The 21288-nt window shown below is 45.2% G+C and carries 15 protein-coding genes and 2 tRNA genes; 7 read left to right on the top strand and 10 right to left on the bottom strand.

Annotated elements, in window-relative coordinates; translation table 11 throughout:
• Window positions 1–4: 4 nt before the first annotated feature.
• The gene (locus tag C7460_RS08965) at window positions 5–4003 is read left to right on the top strand and encodes an AAA domain-containing protein (RefSeq protein ID WP_115867762.1); all 3999 of its coding nucleotides are present in this window, start codon (window positions 5–7) and stop codon (window positions 4001–4003) included.
• A gap of 2 nt (window positions 4004–4005) precedes the next feature.
• On the opposite strand, the gene C7460_RS08960 is transcribed toward C7460_RS08965, so the two are convergent.
• From C7460_RS08960 to C7460_RS08930, 7 genes are all read right to left on the bottom strand, one after another.
• Entirely contained in the window at window positions 4006–4473 is a 468-nt protein-coding gene (locus C7460_RS08960) for a gliding motility lipoprotein GldH (protein ID WP_115867761.1), read from the bottom strand.
• Window positions 4474–4590: 117 nt separating this feature from the next.
• Window positions 4591–5865: a PSP1 domain-containing protein gene (locus C7460_RS08955; RefSeq protein ID WP_115867760.1), complete on the bottom strand. Its 1275-nt coding sequence runs from the start codon at window positions 5863–5865 to the stop codon at window positions 4591–4593.
• 176 nt (window positions 5866–6041) lie between these two features.
• On the bottom strand, window positions 6042–7544 hold the full coding sequence (locus C7460_RS08950; protein ID WP_221409496.1) for a sulfatase family protein: 1503 nt from the start codon (window positions 7542–7544) through the stop codon (window positions 6042–6044).
• A 210-nt stretch (window positions 7545–7754) separates the two neighbouring features.
• On the bottom strand, window positions 7755–8651 hold the full coding sequence (rbsK, locus tag C7460_RS08945; protein WP_115867758.1) for a ribokinase: 897 nt from the start codon (window positions 8649–8651) through the stop codon (window positions 7755–7757).
• Window positions 8652–8695: 44 nt separating this feature from the next.
• A complete protein-coding gene (locus tag C7460_RS08940) occupies window positions 8696–9700 on the bottom strand; it encodes a multidrug DMT transporter permease (protein ID WP_115867757.1) in 1005 nt (334 codons plus the stop codon).
• A 283-nt stretch (window positions 9701–9983) separates the two neighbouring features.
• Window positions 9984–10057: transfer RNA gene (locus tag C7460_RS08935), tRNA-Ala, on the bottom strand.
• A 70-nt stretch (window positions 10058–10127) separates the two neighbouring features.
• Window positions 10128–10604 (bottom strand): C40 family peptidase, encoded by a 477-nt coding sequence (locus tag C7460_RS08930; RefSeq protein ID WP_115867756.1) that lies wholly within the window; start codon window positions 10602–10604, stop codon window positions 10128–10130.
• Window positions 10605–10770: 166 nt separating this feature from the next.
• Between C7460_RS08930 and asnB the strand changes: the two genes are divergently transcribed.
• Window positions 10771–12651 carry an asparagine synthase (glutamine-hydrolyzing) gene (gene asnB / locus C7460_RS08925; protein WP_115867755.1) on the top strand — a complete coding sequence of 627 codons (1881 nt, stop codon included), beginning with the start codon at window positions 10771–10773 and terminating at the stop codon, window positions 12649–12651.
• Here asnB and C7460_RS08920 read toward each other — a convergent pair.
• Both C7460_RS08920 and C7460_RS08915 read right to left on the bottom strand, forming a co-directional pair.
• Window positions 12645–13088, bottom strand: coding sequence for a Dps family protein (locus C7460_RS08920; protein ID WP_115867754.1), 444 nt, complete (start codon window positions 13086–13088; stop codon window positions 12645–12647). The two genes, asnB and C7460_RS08920, sit on opposite strands and share 7 nt — an antisense overlap.
• Before the next feature lie 24 nt (window positions 13089–13112).
• Window positions 13113–13883, bottom strand: a complete 771-nt coding sequence (locus tag C7460_RS08915; protein WP_115867916.1) for a class I SAM-dependent methyltransferase — start codon at window positions 13881–13883, stop codon at window positions 13113–13115.
• A 140-nt stretch (window positions 13884–14023) separates the two neighbouring features.
• Between C7460_RS08915 and C7460_RS08910 the strand changes: the two genes are divergently transcribed.
• Window positions 14024–15169: a GWxTD domain-containing protein gene (locus C7460_RS08910; RefSeq protein ID WP_115867753.1), complete on the top strand. Its 1146-nt coding sequence runs from the start codon at window positions 14024–14026 to the stop codon at window positions 15167–15169.
• Window positions 15170–15916, top strand: a complete 747-nt coding sequence (gene rlmB / locus C7460_RS08905; protein ID WP_115867752.1) for a 23S rRNA (guanosine(2251)-2'-O)-methyltransferase RlmB — start codon at window positions 15170–15172, stop codon at window positions 15914–15916. It abuts the gene before it with no gap.
• On the opposite strand, the gene C7460_RS08900 is transcribed toward rlmB, so the two are convergent.
• The gene (locus tag C7460_RS08900; RefSeq protein ID WP_115867751.1) at window positions 15909–16979 is read right to left on the bottom strand and encodes a mannose-1-phosphate guanylyltransferase; all 1071 of its coding nucleotides are present in this window, start codon (window positions 16977–16979) and stop codon (window positions 15909–15911) included. The two genes, rlmB and C7460_RS08900, sit on opposite strands and share 8 nt — an antisense overlap.
• Window positions 16980–17140: 161 nt before the next feature.
• Here C7460_RS08900 and recQ point away from each other — a divergent pair, with 161 nt between their 5' ends.
• The 3 genes from recQ to C7460_RS08885 all read left to right on the top strand — a co-directional run bounded on the left by recQ (window position 17141) and on the right by C7460_RS08885 (window position 20977).
• Window positions 17141–19321 (top strand): DNA helicase RecQ, encoded by a 2181-nt coding sequence (gene recQ / locus C7460_RS08895; RefSeq protein ID WP_115867750.1) that lies wholly within the window; start codon window positions 17141–17143, stop codon window positions 19319–19321.
• 96 nt (window positions 19322–19417) lie between these two features.
• Window positions 19418–20704 carry a phosphoribosylamine--glycine ligase gene (purD, locus tag C7460_RS08890; protein ID WP_115867749.1) on the top strand — a complete coding sequence of 429 codons (1287 nt, stop codon included), beginning with the start codon at window positions 19418–19420 and terminating at the stop codon, window positions 20702–20704.
• A 190-nt stretch (window positions 20705–20894) separates the two neighbouring features.
• Window positions 20895–20977, top strand: a tRNA-Leu gene (locus tag C7460_RS08885).
• The last annotated feature ends 311 nt before the right edge of the window (window positions 20978–21288 follow it).

The raw sequence follows: 21288 nt of genomic DNA, 5'->3' as shown, positions 1-21288 counted from the left end.
CCCTATGGAGAAAATTTTGCAAACGTACCTGCGAAGGCTTACCAACCTCTCTGGAAACAACCGGTCACTCTTGCTCCTGAGACTGATCTCAGACCAATTTTTAGACCTTCACGACCTGGATTTTGCAGATGGGCAGCCTAGCTTTAGTGTAATCCAGCAACTAATAGCAGGCAAAGCTAAAATCAAACTGAGTGACGAATTTGATGCACGAGACCAAAGTGTCAACCGTATCAGCCAAAAACTGCGCAAAATACAGCGTATCGAAAATTTTATCTTTCAAGAACGAGGTGCCAGAGACCTGTACATAGGGTGGCCATTTGTGAGAGGGAAATTCAATGACGGGACATTAGTGCGATGCCCACTTATATTCTACCCCGTATCACTTTCGCGCACCAATGGAGGGTGGCACCTGGAGCAGCGAAAAGACGTCAACATCACCTTCAATAAAACCTTGCTTCTAGGCTATGCATACTACAACAAAGTGGCACTAGATGAAGAGCTCATCGAGTCCGTGCTAAACGACCTGAGCATGGACAGCACGGTCTATCGTACGGAGCTATATAACATCCTGAAAGAAAGTAACCTGGAGCTCAACTTCAATCAGGAAAATTTTATGGACAAGCTTCAGCCTTTTGAAAACTATAAAAAGGCGGCTTTCGAAGAACATGAGCGCGATGGGGAGCTAAAATTATACCCTGAGGCGGTTCTGGGCATATTTCCTCAGGCTGGGTCTTACCTCATGCCAGACTATGTAAAACTTCTGGATGACCCCACTATCAAAGACCTTAGTGCATTTTTTGGGGAAAGGGTAAAAGAAAACCCTGAGGTGCAAGAAACCACACGCTACTCCGATCAGGTGAAGGAAGAAACCACCTTTACGCCTTTTGAGATGGATGCATCGCAGGAGCAGGCGCTAAACCTGGTAAAAAAAGGCAATTCCCTTACCGTACAGGGACCACCGGGCACTGGCAAATCTCAGCTCATTTGTAACCTGATAAGTGACTTTATCGCGCGAGGAAAAAATGTACTGCTAGTTTGTCAAAAAAGAGCTGCACTGGATGTGGTGTATGAACGACTTCAGAAACAGGAGCTACATGATTTCATAGGGCTGGTACATGACTTTAAAAACGACCGTAAAAACATCTTTGAACAGATCGCCCGGCAAGTAGAAAGCCTGGATGAATATCGCCAAAAAAACAACGGACTGGATGCCATCCATCTCGAAAGAAACTTTCAGCGAGCCAGCCGTCAAATAGACCAAATCACTGAGGAACTCGACGATTTTAAGAAGGCACTTTTTGACACTGAAGAATGCGGAAAATCCATCAAAGAGCTTTACCTCACTTCAGATCCGGACCAACCGGCGTTTGCGCTCAATCAACAATACAGGCTTTTCACTTATGATGCCCTTCCTGAGTTTCTCACACGCCTATCACGCTATCTGGACTACCATGAAAAGTTTGAAAACAAGCCTCACTTTTGGACTAGTGGAGCCTCTTTTTCCAACTTCAGTACTCAGGATTTTATCAAGCTAAAAGAAACTCTCCAGGAGGTACCAGCTTATGATGAAAAGCTGCAAACCGAATCGGCGCTTTTCACGAAAGTGCCCATCGATTTCGAAACTGCACTCCACTTTTTGTCTCATAAAGAAAAGCTCGAGCAGCTAAAAACCAACCTTGACAATGAAACGGTATACACCTACTACCAACAAAAACTAGAACATCTCCCTGACCAGGACACTCCCTGGCTTTCTAACCTGGAACGCACCATGCTGCAGTGCTTTAAGGGTGCTGGACTAGAAACTTCTCTACAACCTGGTGAACTGGGACGCTTTCAGGAAGCACTGGAGCATGCTATCAGAGCTCGTAAGAATATCTTTAGTTGGATCAGATGGAAGCTATTTTCTGCAGACAAGATCTTTATCACACGCGTACTGGTAGCCAATGATCTAAAAAGCAATCGAGAAGGATTTGATGTATTGCTAGACCGTATCGACAACCGACTCAATTATGAACACATAGTATCTCAGGTAGAAGCCACCAGATGGTTGACAGATTTTCCGAAGAGCTTCCGAAAGATCGATATTCAGAATTGGTTTTTCTATCAAAAACTGGCGCTAAAGTGCATACAGCTTACAGACTCTATACGTACCCTCAATCAGTTTTTACCTACGAAAAATACCAGCCGGGAAGAATATGTGCTACGTGTAGAACGGCTCATCAATTTTCTGGAGCAAATCCCACTACAGCTGCAACTTTGGAGTCGATACATTACCGAAAAACAAGTGCGCAGTATCCTTCTCGGAAAAGAGCAACTAGATGACATCACTCAGCAGCTCAATGAGGATTTTGATTCGCTAGTAGAGTATCATAAACTAAAAGAAAGCTTTAGCTCCGAAGAAAATAAGATCATAAATGAATTGCTAGAGCGCTCTTTAGAAAAGAAAGAGGCAGTCCTGTCACTATTTGAAAACAGCCTGGCACTGGCATGGATCGATCATATAGAAACCAAGTTTCCTATCCTCAAGGCCGTTTCTTCTTTCAGACTAGACCACCTTACACAGGACCTGCAGCAAGCCATCAAAGATAAGATGGAAGCAAGTCAGGAAATCCTCTTGCTAAAATCCCGTGAGCGCACCTATGCCAATCTGGAATACAATAGGCTCAACAACCTGGTTACGTACAAAGACCTTTACCATCAAGTCACCAAAAAGCGGAAAATATGGCCTATTCGCAGAGTGATTTCACAGTTTTATGAAGAGGTCTTTTCGCTTCTGCCATGCTGGCTTGCTTCTCCAGAGTCTGCCTCAGCTATTTTCCCAATGGAAGAAATGTTTGACCTGGTCATTTTCGATGAAGCCTCTCAGTGCTTTGCAGAGCGAGGAATACCTGCCATGTATCGTGGCAAACAGGTGGTGATAGCCGGGGATGAAAAGCAGCTGCAACCGAATGACCTCTACAGGGTGAGGTGGGAAGATGAACCTGATGATACCTCTCCGGAGTTGGAAGTAGACTCCCTTCTTGATCTCGCCAAACGTCACCTCACAGAGGTAAGTTTGCGAGGGCACTACCGTAGCAAAAGCCTGGAACTGATAGAGTTTTCCAATTTGCACTTTTACGGTGGAAGGCTGAAGCTCCTACCCGATTTTCATGTAGCCAATGGAGACACTCCAGCCATACACTATGTAAAAATAGACGGCCAGTGGAAAAACAACACCAACGAGCCAGAAGCCGACAAAGTACTTAGTTTGCTTTCAAAAATCGGTAGAGACTTCCCTCAAAAAGATGTAGGGGTGGTCACTTTTAACGCTTCGCAGCAGGGCTTGATATTAGACAAAATAGAACAGGCCATGGATCAGGGCACCTTCAATGCACCGAAAAACCTGTTTGTCAAAAACATAGAAAACGTCCAGGGCGACGAGCGTGACATTATCGTTTTTAGCCCTGCATATGCTCCAGACGAAAATGGAAACATTCAGCTAAGGTTTGGCAGCTTAAATCAGGCCGGAGGAGAAAACCGCCTCAATGTAGCGGTGACGCGCGCCCGCGAACAGATCTTTATGATCACTAGCATCCTCCCGCATCAGATGCACACGGAGCACACTACCAATAACGGCCCCAAACTGCTCCAGGCCTACCTGGAATATGCCAAAACAGTAAGCGATGGAGAGTGGTCGCCTAACCCGCAAGACGACAAAAGTCACCATCAGGATTGGTACCTGCGAAATCAGCTTCGTAAAGTAGGTCAGCCATTCGAACTAAGAAAAAGCCTACCATTTGCAGACCTTACCGTCACCAAAGAGCAGTCCTACCAGGGACTTATACTCACTGATGATGAACTGTTTCATGATACTCTCTCATCCAAAGAAGCTCACAGTTATAGACAAAACCACCTTATCCAAAAAAATTGGCCATTTGTGCAGTTTTATAGCCGTGAGTATTGGATGAACCGCTCACAAACACGCGAAAAGCTGATGAAATTTATACACCGGGTGACCGAGTAGTATTATTCGGCTACCACTTCCACTCTGACCCCCACAGCTGCCACCCCGTAGAGGCTATCTCGGCGCATGTACTGCTGCAAGTCCAGCTGAAAGTCACCTGCGTATGGAAAGTCGTAGTTTTCCAGCAACACCTGACGATGGTCAAACAGGTCCCCCAGTCCACTACCATTTGGCTCTCCGGTCTTGGAGTCAAACAAGTAAATGTTTTTGAGTGTGGTTCGAAGCGCTTGTCCCGCGGAATCTAACAGGGTATATCGATAATACAAATTATGAAATGGATAGTCCGCCGTATTTCGCAAATTGGCGAATACATGATGTGGACGTGAAGCATCACCTACCTCAAATGTAAAAGTTTGTACAGAATCCTTATGCCAGTAATAGCCGTCCAGATCTTTATTTGAATCATAAACCCTGTTGGGGTCACAGCCCCACAAGGCCACCACTAACCCCAGCCAAAGGATGTTTTTCATAGCTTACTTTCTATAATTAATTAAAGGGATACTCATATCAGCTATAGTGAACTAACCGTCAATGATGCCCCATAAAAACGCGGATCTAAGAAATCGTAGATTTCCCTATATGTATTCCTACGACTTCTTTTGTTGATTATTGGGACGTTTGCCCCGGTTTTTGTTTTTATTATGTTTTTTCACATTTCCACTGTCCTTGTTGGAAGTGCCTTTATTCGGGTTATTCTTATTTGAGGTTCCTTTATTCGTGGCATTCTTGTTACTGAAGTTCCGTTTCTTATTCCGTTTGTTTTTAGACTTCCGCTTTTTGCCTTTGTTGAACTTGCGGTCCATCGCTACCAGGTCACTGTTGAGCCCTCCATCATCTATTGGTTCCTCCACAGTGTCTTCAGCCAGAGTCACAGGTTTTTTCCCATTACGGTTCATCTCCAGTATCTCATTGACGCGCTCTACCTCTAGCGGATACCAGGTGTTTTCATCATCATAGCCAAACCACATGATCTTCCTGAAAATATCTGTTTTTTGTAGCTTGGCCCGGCCCCTTTCGGTCTCCAGTGGCTTCTGTACCTGAGGAATGTCTTTAAGCGCTTCCATATAGGTATCCAGCTCATAATTGAGGCAGCATTTTAGCCTGCCACATTGCCCCGAAAGCTTACTGGGGTTGAGGGATAGGTTTTGGTAGCGAGCCGCCTGTGTGCTCACAGACTTAAAATCTCCCAACCAGGTGGAACAGCAGAGCTCTCGCCCGCAAGACCCAATGCCTCCCAACCTGCCTGCTTCCTGTCGCAAACTGATTTGGCGCATTTCCACACGTATCTTAAACTCTGAAGCGAGGAGCTTAATCAACTCTCGAAAGTCTACTCGTTCTTCAGCAGAGTAATAAAAAGTAGCTTTAGTATTGTCAGCTTGAAACTCTACGTCAGTGAGTTTCATTTCCAGCTTAAGGTCATCGATGATCTGGCGGGTTCTATACAGCGTAGGCATTTCACGCTTTTTCACGTCTCGATATTTATCCAGATCGCGCTGAGACGCTATTCGGTAAATTTTCTTCACCTCATTGTTGTCCTTCACGCCACGCTTTTTCATCTGAAGACGAACAAGCTCTCCCTGGAGAGATACATGACCAATGTGATGCCCGTTGGGTACGTCTACCACCACGGCATCTCCAGTAGTGAGCTGTAGCCCATCTACATTGCGAAAAAACTCCTTACGCCCGTTTTTAAAACGAACCTCTAGTATATCATAGGTGCTTTCGATTGGGGCGTCCATGTTTGACAACCAATCGAAAACATTCATTTTGTTACACCCACCAGTGCTACAGCCGCCATTATTTTTGCATCCAGCAGCCTGTCCATCTTCACCTTTCACCGTACTACACGATGCACATCCCATGGATCAAGTTATTTATAGGTTTAATTACCAAATATAGTAAACGTAGCAGAAAGAGATTGCTTGTTTTGGAAAGGAGACAAATAAACCTTAACACCCAAAAAAAATGGCTTTTGCACTTCAGAAGAACATCTGAATTGCAAAAGCCATCTACAGTAATACCTGATACTTTTTATCGATTATTTCAACTCTAGTTGCTGTACGCCTTCCAGCGCATTTCCTCTGATTTTATTAAAATCTGCAAGCATCGCAGCAAGTCTCTCCGGCTCCGAATCTGCAAGATTTTTCTGCTGACCTATATCAGACTTGAGATTGTACAACTGATACTCGTCCGAATTCCCCAGTTCGATGTTCACTTGTTTATTTACAGCTGGTCCTTTGTATGGCGGTATCATCACCCAGTCACCTTGACGGAAAGCAGTCCTGGAGGTGGCCTCCAATACCAATTGTTCTCTACCGGCTTCACTTTTACCCAAAAACACTTCCAAGAGCTCTTTGCTATCTGGTGCTCTCTTTTCGCTGCCCACCAGTGCTGCAATGGACGAAAGCAAATCCATCTGACAAACCAGGGCGTCTGACACAGTAGGCTGGATAGTCCCCTGCCAATACGTGGCAAATGGCACACGAGTACCTGCTTCGAACAGACTGTACTTACCACCTCTTAGTGGGCCCCACGGTGTGTGGTCACCAAGCTTCTCTACAGCTTCGTCATAGTAGCCATCGTTTAAAACTGGGCCATTGTCACTAGACAGTACAATCAAAGTGTTTTCGATGAGCCCTTCTTCTTCGAGCGTTTTTAGAAACTCTCCGATCATCCAATCGGCCTCCAGTATGACATCTCCTCTAGGCCCCATACCTGAGCTACCAACAAACCTCGGGTGAGGCGTACGCGGCACATGAGGTTGCTGTAATGCGTAATAGAGAAAAAAGGGCTCCTCTTTGTGAGCTTTAACATAGGACTGAGCTTCAGCCAAAAAGTGATCAGCCATATCTATATCACTCCATTTGGCAGCTTCACCACCTTTCATATAGCCAATCCGCGGTATGCCGTTCACGATGCTATTGTTGTGTCCATGGTGCCATTTCATTTCTACAAGCTCAGGATTGTCTTTACCGGTAGGCTCCCCTTCAAAGTTTTTTCGGTAGTTGACCTCAATAGGGTCATTAGGGTCTAAACCTACTACATGTCCATTTTCAATATAAACGGTAGGTACTCGATCCTGAGTAGCTGCCAGTATGTGTGCATGATCAAACCCTACTTCATTCGGACCAGGAGAAACGCGCTGATTCCAATCAACATTTCCACTACCGAGCCCCAGATGCCACTTCCCTACAATACCTGTGTGGTAGCCTTCGCTTTTGAGCATGCTCGCGATCGTAAGCTGTGCAGTATCTATGACCAACGGAGCAGTTCCCGGAAGTATTTTGGCGTCTTTGTTTTTCCATGGATACACACCTGTGAGCAATGCATATCTACTAGGAGTACAAGTAGCCGAAGAGGCATATCCTTGAGTAAATTTCACACCTCCATTGATCAGCCGGTCCATATTGGGTGTGTTGATTTCGGTAGCACCATAGGCACTTACATCTCCATATCCCAGATCGTCAAGATAGATGATCACAACGTTGGGGCGGCGGTTATCTGCTTGCTCTTTTTTCGGAGAAGGAGCGCAGCTCCACATCTGAATGCAACTGACAATTAATGCTAACGATAGCAATCGAAAATACAAACTATTCATTAATGTGACTTATATTAGAGGTTCAGAATTTAAACTAAAATGGAAATATCCGTAATAATTACGTTTAATCAAAATCCAGTCTCCTTCTAACATTATTTACCCCCTCGAATGACCTGAAATATCCCCCAACTATCTCCTCAAGAGCTATGATACCTACACCTCGTCAGCCCATGGAATGGACGGCTGGGCTCCTTCTTTTAGCACAGATTTGGTGGCCGCCTTTGTAGCTGCTTGCAGGGCAGACTTTAGTGGTAATCCCCTTGCTAGTGCAGCCACCAGGTACCCATTGAAAACATCTCCTGCAGCTGTAGTGTCAATTGGTTGTACAGATATGGCTGGTATGCTTCCTTCCTCACCACTTTTGGTGGCATACCACACACCCCGAGCGCCCAGGGTAATCACCACCGCGTGCTGTACATCTGATAGCAACATATGCGCCATTTGTTTGAAGTCAGACGACTGTAACTTACCGGCTAGTGTAGCTGCTTCGGTTTCATTAGGAGTAATGATATCTACCAGCTGTAGGAGCTCGCGAGGCAATTGTGCTGCCGGTGCTGGGTTCAGAATGGTGGTACACCCACAGGATTTGGCCAGTTTCAGGGTATGTAGCACGGTTTCTTGTGGCACTTCCAGTTGGACGAGTGCAAAGTCCGAATCTTCAAACTCCTTTTTAGCTGCATCTATGTGCTGCGGGCTAAGGTGGTCATTTGCTCCGGGTATCACCAAAATTGCATTTTCACCGTTGTTATCGTCTACAGTAATTACCGCAATACCCGATGCACAATCTTGCACTTTTGACACGTACTGCGTAGGCATACCCTCGTTTGATAAATTTTCCAGGGCAGCTTCACCAAAGCCATCTGACCCGACACTGGTGATAAACACGGGCTTGCCTCCTGCTCTGGCCACTGCTACCGCCTGATTGGCCCCTTTACCGCCATGAATCTGTTGGAAATTGTTTCCGAACACGGTTTCTCCTGGTAAAGGCAGCCTTTCAGCCCGGCATACCAGATCAGTATTGGTACTCCCTACTACAACGATTTTCTTCATAATTTATGGATTAAAAAAAGACCATGCCCACGAAGGGCATGCCGTCAAAACCTGGAAATGATAATTAAAAACAAGCCTGCTAAAAAACATAGAAACATCAATGCGAGCATCTGCCTTACCTGTCGGTTGGCCCCCTTAAACTCCTTCCAAACGAATACTCCCCAGATGGCTGCCACCAATGTAGCCCCCTGTCCGAGCCCATAGGAAATGGCGTATCCCGCCTGACCGGAAGCCAAAATACTCAGCGACATACCGATAGCCCATATCACACCTCCGGAAATACCGATCAAATGCAACCGAAGACTTCCCTGTTTGAAATACTGAGTGTAGGTGGTGTGCTTTCCGGTGGGAGAGAAGTACATGGCCCAGGTGTTGAACAATGCATTGCTCACCAACACACCTAAGGAGAAGATAAATAATGCCGAATAGGGTGTAAGAAGGCCGGTAGCCGGAGCAGCAAAATCGATCGCCATGGCATCCGCTACAAACCGATAAAAGAACCCCATCAGCACCCCTCCTATGAGTGAGAACAATAGCCCTTTCACTCTGGTGGTTTGTGCAGTTTTGCGCGACATCTTCCCATATGCCAAGGCATCCAGCACGATAGCTACTGCCACCAAAAACACACCCGAAAACAACCATACAGGCTTCCCTACAGGCGAAGCGAAATAGTTAATGACCACTCCCTGCACCAGAGCTATTCCGATACCCACTGGAAAGGCGATTGCCATGCCAGCCAGGTCTATTGCTATGACGATGAGTATATTGGCCAAATTAAAGATCACTCCACCTAAAAATGCTGACCTGAGCGAACCAAACTTCGCTTGCTGCAAATCCTCTAAAAATCCTCTACCCAACTCTCCATGGGACCCCAGGGTAAAACCAAACAACAAAGTCAGCAGCACAATACCAATGGCATAATCCCAATAAAACAGCTGGAAAGCCCAAGATTTGGAGGCCAGCTTTTGAGTGTTGGCCCATGACCCCCAGCACAACATAGTAATCACACAAAGACCTACCGCTAGTGCATAATTAGAGACAATGTACATATCGAAATGAATGTTTAATGATCGCTAAATATAATGCTTAATCGTTTAAATAATCGGATAAAAGAAAATTCAACGGCTGAAAAGCCTTTGAGAAAAAATGTGAAATCAAAAAACGAAAAGCTGAAAGCCTGAAGTTTCGACAGCCTCTGCGAGATCATGCTTTGGGACATGCCGTTCGCAACTAGCCGTCCACAATTAGCTGTTCGACCAATGACCCCACGCTGCCAGCGTGGTAGAGCTTTAAACAAAAAAAGGCCACCCATTTTTCATGAATGACCTTTTGTGGAGCATATCGGATTCGAACCGATGACCCCCACGCTGCCAGCGTGGTGCTCTAGCCAGCTGAGCTAATGCCCCATCTAGAGTGTGCGAATTTATATTAAAATTCACATTCTCCAACTTATGATCTTCGTTTTTGTCTTCGAATCTATCTGATGACCCTCCGAAAACGCTTGACATTGTCTCTGTAGTACTCCGCATTCAGATCAGACTCTATCACCCCTCTACTGGTAGATGAATGAATAAACCGAATCTCCCCACGATGCGCATAGGTAATGATGCCACTATGAAACCACTTTTCTCCCTTTTTTCTGAACTTAAAAAACACAATATCTCCCTCGCGTACATTGTCCCAGTTTTTCTTACGCCCTGTCTTACTTTGTGCTTTGGCTGTACGTGGGAGTTTAACGTCTATAGACTGATAGCACTTGTACATCAGCCCCGAACAATCGATTCCCGCCCTGGACATACCTCCGTATTGGTAGGGCGCCCCCAGGTATGACTGTGCTTCGGACACTACACGTTGTATCATCCGTTTTTTACGCTTGCTCTGCGCCTGAGATTGCAGCATCACCAGCACACATATAGCTAAGACGCTAATTGCTTTCCAAAAAGTAGTGCTCATTTAAGTTTAATTTCTGCCTTTAGTCCATAAATTTAACGGGCCTGAAGAATCGCATGATTATTGACCCGCCGAAAGCGCTCAATATGCTGATGGTTTTAGGCTCCAGCTCGTTAGACAACATTTTAAACAGGAAAGTTCGTAAGAGCTCTTAACGCAAACAACTTTTATGTGTGGAATCACAGGAATTTACGCTTTTAATCCCGTAGGTCGAATGCACCTCGTGCATCTGGAAGAGGCCACAAAAAAGCTGGAAAAGCGTGGACCTGATGTGCACAACACCTGGTTTGATGAGGTGGTAGGCCTGGGACACCGAAGACTATCGATTATAGACACTTCCTCAGCGGGAAACCAACCCATGACTGATGCCAGCAATAGGTATCAGATTGTTTTCAATGGAGAAATCTACAATTTTCTGTCCCTCAAAAAAGAGCTAACCTCTCTAGGGCATACCTTCAGGTCTGAAAGTGATACAGAAGTACTGCTTTATGCATACATCCAATGGGGAGCAAAAATGCTCCCTCGTCTGAATGGCTTTTTTGCTCTGGCCATCTATGATCGGGATAGTCGTTCGCTATTTGTAGCCAGAGACCGATATGGCATCAAACCACTACTATACTATAAAGACGAAGACAAACTTTTATTTGGCTCTGAGCTAAAGGCACTGCTCGCTTTTGGGGTACCAAAAAAACTGAACCTTGAAGCACTCAGGACCTACTTTGAACTAACATACATTCCAGCGCCATTGTCTATACTTGAGGGCGTTCAAAAATTAGAAGCTGGGCATTATCTGCAAGTGAGTGATGGAGCAATACAGAAGCAAAGCTACTATAAACTCCCAGCGGGCACTTCTTCTCCCATAACACATCTGGATAAAGCCAAGTTGCAACTACAAGACGCGCTGGAAGCCGCAGTAAACCGTCGATTGGTAGCTGACGTGCCGCTTGGTGCCTTTTTGAGTGGGGGCATTGATTCATCAATAATTGTAGCCCTGGCCAGCAAACACGTCCAGCAACTGGAAACTTTCAGCATTGGCTTTAAAGACAACTCATATTTTGATGAGACACACTTTGCGGAGCTAGTAGCCAAAAAGTATGGAACGAACCATCATGTTTTTTCATTGACCAATGATGACTTACTACAGGGCGTAGATGCTGCCGTAGATTACCTCGACGAGCCTTTCGCCGATTCCTCAGCACTTCCGGTAAGTATTCTCAGTCAGCAGACTCGCCAACATGTAACTGTAGCCCTATCAGGGGATGGTGCTGACGAACTGTTTTCTGGATACAACAAACACGCTGCGTGGATTCGCATGCAATCACCAGGACTACAAGAACATCTGGCGAGCACTCTGGCTCCCTTCTGGAAGGTGTTGCCAAAGTCTCGCAACAGTCCACTATCGGATACGGTGAGGAAGCTCGATCGCTTTGTCAGAGGTAAAAACCTTTCGCCACAGGAGCGCTACTGGTTTCTAGCCAGCTTTACACCTCAAAAACAGGTAGACAGACTTATCCGTCAGAAATACAAAACCAACACAGACGCATTTAAGTCTTCGATAATTGACCAAATACAATCTGGATCGCTTGCCGAAGTGCTGGCTCTTGACGTTCAAATGGTGCTAGAAGGGGATATGCTGCGCAAAGTAGACAGTATGTCCATGGCCAACAGCCTGGAAGTGCGGGTACCATTTTTAGACCCAGAGGTGGTGGCTCTGGCTTTTTCAATGGATGACTCACTAAAAGCTACGAGCTCTGCACGCAAAATCATTCTGAGAGAGGCGTTTCGGGAAATATTACCTAAAGAGCTTTATCAAAGAGGTAAGCATGGCTTTGAAGTCCCATTACTACAGTGGTTTCGGAAGGAGCTGGCGAAGGAGCTGGACCGGCTCGTATTTAATGACGAGCGCTTAGAAGCTCAGGGGATATTTGACATAAAAGAAATCGCCCGAATCCGTCAGCAAATGTACTCCGTGGATCCGGGCGATGTTCATAGCCTCGTCTGGGCTTTATATGTTTTTCAGCGTTGGTATGACCGCTACTTCGATCATTGACCCAACCAGGAGCGAAACATCCACATGGTCTTTTCCTGATCATTGATCAGACCGATCATCATGTCTTCAGTTTCCGAGTCGCCCTCACCTGCGGCTAACTCTTTCACTACATTCTCCTGAGCTACCAGTGTTTCTAACTGATCCAGCAATGACTTCACGATTTTGTCATCTTCTGACATATTAGTCACTGGTTGTATTTTGGAAGTCTCCAGGTATGCCTGAAAAGAGTGAAGAGGCTGACCTTTGATGGTCAGGATTCGCTCTGCCAGGTCGTCTATATTGGTAAGGGCTTCTGTGTATAGCTCTTCAAACTTTGCATGCAGTTCAAAGAAGCGTTTCCCCTTAATGTTCCAATGAAAACCTCGGGTGTTTTGATAATAGATATGAAAATCACTAAGCAGCTGATTGAGCTCTGTAATTAATTTTTCTGATGCCATATTTTAATAAAGTATTTGAATTGACTACTTGGTAAGAATACAAAACAAGTCCAGGTTTTGTTCTGATTTTTCGTTTAAAAAGTAGTCATCCTGACCGATGGATAGCACCAGTTCATCAGCCTGGTCTTTTAGCTTGTTTCTATTGCGACGGTTGAGGATTTCATATGGCTTTCGCAATATCGCTGCAGGCAGCCGGTACTGAAGGTTGAGCACATCGTACTTCATGATTTTCTGCACACTTTCACGGTTTTGCTCATGGTACTGCATTACCTTCTCATTTCCGGCGATTCCTTTCATATCCACATGATCAAAATACTTGCCTGCCAAAGCTTCCAGCTCTTCGGCAGTATATTCACGGATATGCCATGGATTTCTGCTGAGCGTCATTTTTATATTGGGCGTGCTTATGAGTGCTTTACCTCCAGGTTTTAGGATACGATGAATCTCCTTCAAAAACTCCTCATCTTGCTTGATGTGCTCGATCACCTGAAAGCTCACCACTGTATCAAAGCTGTTGTCTGGAAGCTTAATTGGAGGGAACACACTACTTTCAAATTGCGCCTCAGGATGCTTCTCGCTCAGCTTTTGCACCACTTCCTCTATTTTGTCCAGCCCCAAATAAGACGAAGCTTTAGGCATCAATAGCTCTACGCCACGGCCTTCTCCACAACCGAGCTCCAGCAAGTCACCACTTATCATTGGTGCAGCTACATGATAGGCTTTCAGCAGTCGCTGATGTATAGGATTGTCAGAAGGTATTTGATCTGAGGTGATTTCCGTGGTGTATACACTCATGGTGTTTTTTTGAAACAAAAATAATCAGTGTGCTCACAAAATGACGAATTCCATAATTTTTAACACATCTTAGCGAGCGTCAACACAACCCAATGTTTCACTTATAAATCGCTAAATATTCTTTAACTTTTTTGCCTGATATGCAAAAGCCAGCTTTCATTCTCTTTATTACACTGGGGCTGTTTCATTTTTCCAGTGCACTGGATCTCACCAGACTGGACCTCAGCTACCAGTACGACACCAAATCACCTGAACTTACCGTGGACTACCGCGTGGTACAAGGCGCTGATGGAATCTCTGTGTACTACCGCCTCAATCTTCATAAAAACATTTCCTGGACCCAGCGCTTTCTGACTCAACCCAAGTACAAGTCTGTAAAACACGACACCCTCCAGGTATATACGCTGGACACCTTGCGTATCACAGGCAGACAAGCATATTTCAAACTGACCATTCCCACTCCAGAGCATGCTCTTTTGCTATTGGTAAGTGGAGATCCCAAACGCGGACTTTATCAGGTGCAGGATATTCCTATCAAATCGCCCATTGGCTTCCCGTCTTTTGTGCCCATGACTGATGATAAACTCCCCGTTCTCGATAAGTATGTTACTACCAGCGAAATAAGCGTTCATCCAGACACCATGTACCATGTGTTTGCCTATGACGACAACTTTGGGCCAGCAGACCCTGCCATGGGCATCATGAAACCACTAGCTCCTAATCTGACTATAGATTCTTCATTCTATTTTGAAAAACATTTGAAAGATCTAGACGATCATCAATTTTACCTCATCCAACAAGACACCTTGGCACCTCATGCCATTACATTACTAAAGTGCCCTGAACACTTCCCCAAGTACAGAAAGCTGGAAGAACTCATACCTCCCCTTACCTACATTACCACCCCAAAGGAAATCCAGCAAATCATGGATAAAGGGGACAAAAAAACTTTTGAAAATTTCTGGATCAACACCTATGGCACTAAGTTCAGAGCAAAAAATGCCATTCGCACCTTCTATCAGGCAGTAGAAGACGCCAACCGTCTCTTTACGGATTACAAGCCAGGATGGAAGACCGATCGTGGCATTATTTACATCGTTTTTGGCAAGCCAGACAATGTGATGCGTGACGAGCAAAAAGAAATATGGACATATAATGATGGCACTCGATTTGAATTCATTAGGATTTCTACTCTCTTTACACCAGCATTGTACTCACTGAAGCGAGACAGAAAATATGAAAACACCTGGTATGATCAGGTTGGAGAAATAAGAAAGGGAATATAGATGGCGATCAAGAAGTTTGACAACATGATCTATGGCATCCGTGCTGTGATAGAAACAATCCAATCCGGAAAAGACCTGGAAAAATTATTTGTGCAAAAAGGGCTGAAAGGGGACCTAATGAAGGAGCTCCTAACTCTCGCTCATCAGCGCAAGGTCCCTATCTCCAGTGTGCCAGTAGAAAAAATCAACCGATTTACGCGCAAAAACCACCAGGGAGCTGTAGCGTTTGTATCGCCTGTACAATACCATCAGATCGACCATGTACTGCCTGGGATATTTGAAGACAGAAAAGTGCCTATCATTTTAGTGCTGGATCGGGTAACAGATGTACGTAATTTTGGAGGTATAGCTCGTACGGCTGAGTGCATGGGAGCAGATGCCATTCTGATCCCCACCAAAGGAAGCGCCCAGATCAATGCTGACGCAGTAAAAACCTCCGCAGGAGCCCTCAATTTCATCCCTGTTTGCCGAGAGCCAAATTTGAAGGAAGCCATACAGTTTTTGAAAGATTCAGGCCTTCAGGTCATAGCAGCCACCGAAAAGGCCGAATATTATTTTCAAGATCTTGATTTGATGGTACCTACAGCCATCGTAATGGGGTCTGAAGACGAAGGAATATCACCTGCATACCTGGCGTTGGCTGACAAGGAAGCCAAGATTCCGCTGAGCGGAGAAATCGAATCACTCAATGTCTCTGCAGCAGCGGCTATGGCACTGTATGAAGTACAGCGGCAAAGACTTATATAAGCTCTTCGCCTTTTTTCTCTTTCACGTCATTTACGAAGGTTCGGAATATCCCCGAATCTTCTTTTTTGCAAACCAAAAGCACATCCTCAAAATCTGCAACGAGGAATCCCTCCAGCCCCTGAGTTAGCACCAGTCGATTGGTTTTGCTAAGAATATAGTTGTCTTTAGAATCGTACGTAATGATGTCTCCTTCGAGCACATTGTCATCACCATTCTTCTCTTTGATCTCATGCAAGGCATTCCACGAACCAAGGTCCGACCAGCCGATATCTCCTAGTACTACAAAGACCTCTTCTGCCTTTTCCATAATGGCATAGTCTATAGAAATATTTTTGCACAAGGAATAAGCTCTTTTTACAAAACGCTCCTCTGCCTCGGTAAAGTACTTATCGGCTCCTTCGGCAAAGACCTCTGCTAGCTCTGGCTGATGTTCTTCAAAGGCAGCAACGATAGCATTCACACTCCAGACAAAAATCCCGGCATTCCACACAAACTCCCCACTCTCGATAAACTTTTTGGCCAAATCGAGTTGAGGTTTTTCAGTAAAAGTTTTCACCTTTTTCAAAGCATCCTCTGACTCTTCGAATTGTATGTATCCGTACCCCGTTTCTGGTCTGTTGGGCTCTATACCGATGGTGATCAGACTCCTGTCGTTTGCATTTTGCACAGCCTCTTCGATCACTTCCAGAAAAGCCTTCTCTCTAAATATCACATGATCAGAAGGCAATATCACCATCACGCCATTAGGGTCCTTTTGTCTTATCTTATAGGCCGCATAGGCAACACACGGGGCCGTATTGCGTTTAGAAGGTTCGAGTAGGATATTGCTCTCAGGGATCTCTGGTAGCTCTTCGCTCAGTAGCTCTTTGTAAATTTCGTTAGAAACTACCCAAACATTTTCGTTTGGCACTTCGCCCTTGAAGCGATCATATGTCATCTGCAGCAAAGAACGGCCAGTGCCCAAAACATCCAGGAATTGTTTCGGTTTATTGTTTCGGCTATAAGGCCAAAACCTAGTTCCCGTTCCCCCAGCCATTATCACTACGTGTATATTCTTGTTCATGTGGAATATTAGTGGATTGTGGTTATTCTGAATTATTTTCGGCAAATATAACCGAATAACCTAACCTGAGCCCTTCGGGACAAATAACGAAAGTTGTTTGTAAGGTATGTCCTCTAATATTTTTTAGTTAATTTTTAGTAAGTAATCACCAGATTGAAACGATGGAGACCGGTACAGATATGAAACTAAAAGAAACACTCAAGCGAGTGTTTGGCTATGATACCTTTAGAGGTACTCAGGAGCAGATCATTCAGCATGTCATGGATGGTAAAAATACCTTTGTGATCATGCCTACCGGAGCGGGCAAGTCGCTGTGCTATCAGCTACCTGCCATTACCAAGGAAGGTACTGCCATCGTGATATCTCCCCTGATCGCACTGATGAAAAACCAGGTGGATCAAATGAATGCCGTTGGGATTAACGCCCGTTTTCTCAACAGCACACTGAGCAAGTCAGAAATGACCCGAGTGAAAAAGGAAACCCTCTCTGGGGAGGTCAAACTACTTTATGTGGCCCCTGAGTCACTTACCAAGGAAAGCAACGTAGAGTTTCTCAAAAAATCCAGGATTTCTTTTGTCGCTGTAGATGAGGCACACTGTATATCCGAATGGGGTCATGATTTCCGTCCGGAATACCGGCGCATCAAGGCTATCATCAAAGATCTGGGAGATGTACCTATCGTGGCACTCACTGCCACTGCTACACCAAAGGTACAGCTGGACATCATGAAGAACCTGGAAATGGAAAATGCTTCCGTTTTCCAATCCTCGTTTAACCGGACCAACCTCATGTATGAGGTAAAACCTAAAAAGCAGGCAAAAAAACAACTCATAAAGCTGGTAAAAGAGCACAAAGGCGAATCGGGTATCATCTACTGCCTAAGTCGCAAAAAGGTGGAAGAAATCGCGGAATTCCTAAAGGTAAACGGAGTGAATGTAGCTCCCTATCATGCGGGAATGGACAGTGCTGTACGTATGCGCAATCAGGATGCCTTCCTCAATGAAGATGTGGACGTAGTAGTGGCCACCATTGCCTTTGGCATGGGAATAGATAAGCCAGACGTGCGCTATGTGGTGCACTATGACGCACCAAAATCAATAGAAGGATACTATCAGGAAACGGGTAGAGCTGGCCGAGACGGCATCATGAGTAAGGTGGTGATGTTTTACAGCTACAATGACATCCTCAAACTCGAAAAATTCAATAAAGACAAATCAGTTACAGAGCGCGAAAACGCAAAATATTTACTGGAAGAGATGGCACTCTATGCAGAATCTGCCGTCTGTAGAAGAAAGCAATTACTGCATTATTTCGGTGAGGAATGGCACAAAGAAAACTGTGAAGCTTGTGACAACTGCCTGCACCCTCGAGAGCGCTTTGATGGTGAAGAGCTGGTAACAAAAGTGATTGAAGCCGTTCGCCAGACCGAAGAGCGTTTCAATCTAAACCACATCTCAAACGTACTGGTCGGCAAGAAAACAGAACATGTGCTCAGCTATAGCCACGACAAACTGAAAATATTCGGGGCTGGGAAAGACCATGACGAGCACTTCTGGAAATCAATCATACGCCAAACGCTCCTCAATGAGTTCATTGCCAAGGACATTGAAAATCCGGGCGTTTTCAAGCTGGCGCAAAAAGGCATTGATTTTCTGATAGACCCTTTCAAAGTGGAGTTGGTAAAAGACCATGAGTACGAAACCGAGGGTGAAGAAGAAGAGATCGAAAAAGAAACCATCAACACCACCGCTTACGACAAGGTGCTTTTTGACATGATCAAAGCCCTTCGGAAAAAAGTGGCCAAAGAAAAGGGACTCCCTCCATATGTGATTTTCCAGGATCCATCCATGGAAGAAATGGCTACCATGTATCCTACCACTATAGATGACCTCATCAAGATCGTAGGAGTAGGGGAAAGTAAGGCTCGCAAGTTTGGACGCCCATTCCTCAAACTGATAGAAAAATACGTAGAAGAAAACGACATCCTCACTGCCTCAGATGTGTTAGTCAAATCTGCAGGAGTGAAATCCAAAAACAAAATATTTATCATTCAGCAGATTGACCGGCAAATTGATCTGGAAGAAATCGCCGAAGCGAAAGAGATGAAATACGAAAACCTGATAAAGGAGATCGAAAACATCTGCTATGGCGGCACTAAGCTAAACCTGGACTATTACATCGACCAACTTTTAGATGACGACCGGCAAGATGACATATACGACTACTTCCTCAATGCTGAAACAGACAGTATAGCAGAAGCTATGGAAGAGCTTGGTGAGTTTTATTCCGAAGATGAAGTACGACTCATGCGCATCAAGTTTATGTCAGAATACGCCCATTAGGATCCTTCATTTCGGAAATAACCAAATTAGATTCGTGTACTAAAAGCAAACGCCCTATTTTTGTGGCGCAATTTTTACACATCTAAAACTTTCCCGATGAATATTCTGGTAATTGGCTCTGGTGGTCGTGAGCATGCATTAGCTTGGAAAATAAAACAAAGCCCCCTATGTGAAAACCTCTTTGTAGCTCCAGGAAATGGAGGCACAGAAGATGTAGCCACTAACCTCCCCATCGGCGTAAAAGACTTTGATGGCATCAAGCAAGCCATTAAAGACCATCAGATCAACCTTGTTGTGGTAGGACCAGAAGATCCATTGGTCAATGGATTAGTAGATGAGTTGAAAAGCGATGACTCGCTGCAAGACCTCCAAATAGTAGGTCCAGCTAAAAACGGCGCCTTACTAGAAGGCAGTAAAGAATTTGCTAAAGACTTTATGCTAAAGCATGGCGTACCTACGGCCGCAGCTAAAGTATTTGACGCCACCAATATCGAAGAAGGCTACACCTTCCTCGAAAGCCTCACTCCCCCTTATGTATTGAAAGCCGACGGATTAGCTGCCGGGAAAGGGGTGCTGATCACCGAGAGCCTCGAAGAAGCACGCCAAAATCTGGATGACCTGATACTTCATAAAAAATTCGGTGAAGCTAGCGCCAAGGTGCTCATTGAAGAGTTTTTGACGGGAATTGAATTGAGCGTATTTGTACTGACCGACGGTAAAGACTATATGATCTTGCCTGAGGCAAAGGACTACAAACGCATCGGAGAAGGAGACACTGGCCTCAACACTGGTGGCATGGGTGCCATCTCTCCCGTAATCTTTGCTGGTGATGAGTTCATGCAAAAAGTAGAAGAAAAAGTAGTAAAACCAACCATAGCCGGAATACAACAAGAAGGCATGGACTACTGCGGCTTTATCTTCATCGGGCTCATGAACAACGCAGGCGAACCCTATGTGATCGAATACAATGTACGCATGGGTGATCCTGAAACAGAAGTGGTGATGCCACGGGTCAAAAGCGACCTGGTAAGCCACCTCTCAGCAGCCGCTAAAGGCGAGCTGGGCAAAGAAAAGCTGGAAATTGAACCGTATACTGCAAGCACAGTAGTATTGGTTTCAGGTGGCTATCCAGAAGCCTACGAAAAAGGCAAAAAAATCACGTTTAAGCAACCGGTAAAAAATGCTGTGGTGTTTCATGCTGGCACAGCCCAAAAGGAAAACCAACTCGTAACAAACGGGGGGCGCGTAATTGCCGTGACTGGTCTTGGCAAAAACCTGGGCGAGGCGCTATCACAAAGCTACAAGGGTGCCGAACTCATCCAGTGGGATGAGATGAACTACCGCTCAGACATTGGCTTTGACCTTCAAGAACTGGGGCAATAAAATTGTATTGAAAAGTCGATTAGAAGAAAAATAAATTTACTTTTGCACTCCTTTCACAAGGAAAGGAATCAATAAACGTCATGCCTAAGTGGCGGAATTGGTAGACCTGCCTCGCCGGCAGGCGGGCGCGCACGGTGCGCGGCTGGCTTAGAGGCTCTATTAAGAATAACTTAGGAAATACTAACGTCATGCCTAAGTGGCGGAATTGGTAGACGCGCACGTTTCAGGGACGTGTGAGCTATGCTCGTGTGGGTTCGACTCCCTCCTTAGGCACTAATCCCGATCAGATAATGGTCGGGATTTTTTTATCCCTTCCTGAAAACAAACACTCCAAAATACACACTCGTGTGGGTTCGATCGGTACGCCGACCCGGCCCCTCCTTAGGCACTAATCCCGATCAGATAATGGTCGGGATTTTTTTATCCCTTCCTGAAAACAAACACTCCAAAATACACACTCGTGTGGGTTCGATCGGTACGCCGACCCGGTCCCTACTTAGGCACTAATCCCGATCAGATAATGGTCGGGATTTTTTTATCCCTTCCTGAAAACAAACACTCCAAAATACACACTCGTGTGGGTT

The sequence above is a fragment of the Marinoscillum furvescens DSM 4134 genome, assembly GCF_003386095.1.
In the GTDB taxonomy this organism is placed as follows: domain Bacteria; phylum Bacteroidota; class Bacteroidia; order Cytophagales; family Cyclobacteriaceae; genus Marinoscillum; species Marinoscillum furvescens.
The sequence above is the reverse complement of the archived record's forward strand: the minus strand, read 5'-3'. Positions and strand labels throughout refer to the sequence as shown.